The sequence below is a fragment of the Synechococcus sp. R55.7 genome, from assembly GCF_047461955.1.
GTDB lineage: Bacteria > Cyanobacteriota > Cyanobacteriia > Thermostichales > Thermostichaceae > Thermostichus.
In genome coordinates, this window is the sequence record NZ_JANSIC010000225.1 from 1 (window position 1) to 2,539 (window position 2,539).

Annotated in this window: 3 protein-coding genes; all 3 read right to left on the reverse strand. The window is 54.0% G+C overall.

Annotated elements, in window-relative coordinates; genetic code table 11:
* The coding region (locus NW820_RS10650; protein ID WP_414407470.1) for an ATP-binding cassette domain-containing protein at nucleotides 1–622 on the reverse strand (622 nt) is incomplete at its 3' end.
* Nucleotides 623–704: 82 nt separating this feature from the next.
* Entirely contained in the window at nucleotides 705–1,595 is an 891-nt protein-coding gene (gene pstA / locus NW820_RS10655) for a phosphate ABC transporter permease PstA (RefSeq protein WP_414407471.1), read from the reverse strand.
* Between the two features lie 6 nt (nucleotides 1,596–1,601).
* On the reverse strand, nucleotides 1,602–2,539 hold a 938-nt coding region (gene pstC / locus NW820_RS10660; RefSeq protein ID WP_414407472.1), incomplete at its 5' end, for a phosphate ABC transporter permease subunit PstC.

Genomic DNA, 2,539 nt, shown 5'->3' on the forward strand with positions numbered 1-2,539 from the left:
GTTCCTTGAGCAACTCCTCAATGCGCAACGTGGAGATTGGATCCAACGAGGCACAGGGCTCGTCCATCAGGATCACCTCTGGTTGGATGGCCAAGGTGCGGGCAATGCAGAGGCGCTGCTGCTGTCCCCCCGAAAGGGAGAGGCCGCTCGTCTTCAACTTGTCTTTAACCTCGTCCCAGAGGACGGCCTGACGCAATGCGCGCTCTACCAGCTCATCCAAGTCTCCTTGGTAGCCGTTGACCCGTGGCCCAAAGGCAATGTTGTCGTAGATGGACTTCGGGAAGGGGTTGGGCTTTTGGAACACCAGGCCAACTCGCCGCCGCACTTCAGCAGGATCTACATCGGGATCGTAGATGTTTTTCCCGTGAAAAATTACGGATCCCTCTACTCTCGCCCCCGGGATCAGATCGTTCATGCGGTTAAAGCAGCGCAGCAAAGTACTCTTGCCGCAGCCGGAAGGGCCAATAAAAGCAGTGATGTGATTCTTGGGAATCTTCAGAGAAACCTGCTTCACCGCCAAATGAGAGCCGTAGTAAACACTGACTGCTTGCGTTTCCAGCTTAACAGTTAAGTTGGCAGACTTCTTAGAGGAATCAGGATTGCCGGGAAATGGAGGGCGCATAGGAATACCAGAGGTAGACGTTGCTTCAGAACCCAAACTCAAAATCGAAGAATAGTGAGGCAAAAATCTCAGAAGAACCAGATCAGATAGTAATGGTTTCCTGACGACGACTCAGCAGCAGCCGGAAACTGATCGTGGTGATCAAAACCAGAATCACCAAAGCCAAGGCTCCTCCCCAAGCAATTTTCTGCTGGTTCTCGAAGGGAACAATGGCAAAGTTGTAGATCAGCACCGCCAACGAGGCTACTGGCTTCAGCAGACCATCAGGCCATAGAAAGCTGAACAGAGCAGTAAAAATTAGAGGTGCAGTCTCCCCAGCTGCTCGGGCAATGGCCAAGGTCACTCCCGTCAGAACGACCGGCAAAGCAGCTGGCAAAACGACCCGAAACACAGTCTGCACCCGCGAAGCTCCCAAGGCGTAGGCGGCAGCCCGAGTGTCCGCCGGCACCAAGCGCAGAGCCTCCTCGCAGGAGAGGATGATGATCGGCAAAGTCAATACCGATAGAGCTACTCCGCCAGAAAGGGCAGAAAAGGTCTTGGTGGAAAGCACCAGCACCCCATAGGCGAACACGCCAGCGATGATGGAAGGAACCCCCGTCAGCACTTTGATAATGAAACGCAGAGATGATGCTGTAGAACTGTTCTGGCCGAACTCCGAGAGATAGATCGCAGCAAATAGACCAATAGGGAAAGTGATTGTAATGGCAATCGATACCACAATGATCGTTCCCAGCACAGCGTTGCCAAAGCCGCCTACCTGATCGCCAGGAGGAGGAGGAAGCTGGGTTAAGGTCTGCCAATTGAAGCGCTCAATGCCATTGACGAAAACATAGTAAAGGATGGAAGCGAGCACAAAAATCGCAAAAATGCTGGAAGCAAAGATCAGGCCTGTCATCACCCAGTCCAGCACGACGCGCTTGGATCTGACTTTGCGTTTGAACAAATTGGCCTGTGCTGCCACTTGTGTCGCCATGTTCCTCTACTCCCGAGAAGCCGTCAAAGCAAACTTGACCTGACGAACCATCAGCTCAGCGATGATGTTGACCACCAGCGTAATGACCAGCAAGATCAAAGCCGCATACATCAGAGCCGAGATCTGCTCGTCGGCTGCTTCTGCAAACTCGCTGGCCAGCAATGCAGGGATGTTGCTGGCAGGGGCCAAAAGCGAGACTCTAATCCCCCGCGCATTGCCAATCAGCATTGCCACCGCCATGGTCTCGCCCAGGGCGCGTCCCAAACCCAGCACCACAGCCCCCAACATACCCCCAATCGCAGCCGGTAGTACCACTCCAAAAATGGCTTCCCATCGCGTAGCCCCCATCGCATAGGCAGCCGCGCGCAGCTCAGGAGGAACAGCCACCAAAACCTCTCTGGCGATGGCCGTGATGATGGGGATGATCATGATCCCCAAGACAACCCCTGCCGTCAGCATCCCCGGCCCAATCGGTGGTGTGCTGAAAATGGGAAGCCAATTGAAGTTCTCGTACAGGAACATCTGAACGGGGCGGAAGAAGGGGATGAAGACAAACAATCCCCAAATGCCGAACACCACACTGGGAATAGCCGCCAACAGCTCAACCACAATGATCAGAGCCAGACGCAAGGACTTCGGAAGAAAATCCTCGCTCAGAAAAATAGAGATGCCAAAGCTAAAAGGAACCCCCACAATCAGAGCGATGAGAGAAGTCACTAGCGTGCCGTAGATCTGTGGCCAGGCCCCATAGATATCCTCGACCGGATCCCAGGTGGTGTTCCAGAAAAAGCTTAGTCCAAACCTGTCTATAGCAGGTAAAGACTGAATGCCGATCTCCAGAGCAATCCAGAGCAGCAGGAAGGCCGAGAAAAACACGGCAATCCGCGTAGCCCAGATAAAAACCTGGTCGCGCCGGCGCTGGAAAACCGGCCGAGGCCGAAACA

Bases quoted from the DNA above. Each gene is read 5' to 3' on its own strand.
- pstA (WP_414407471.1), bottom strand. From the start codon at position 1,595: ATGGCGACACAAGTGGCAGCACAGGCCAATTTGTTCAAACGCAAAGTC.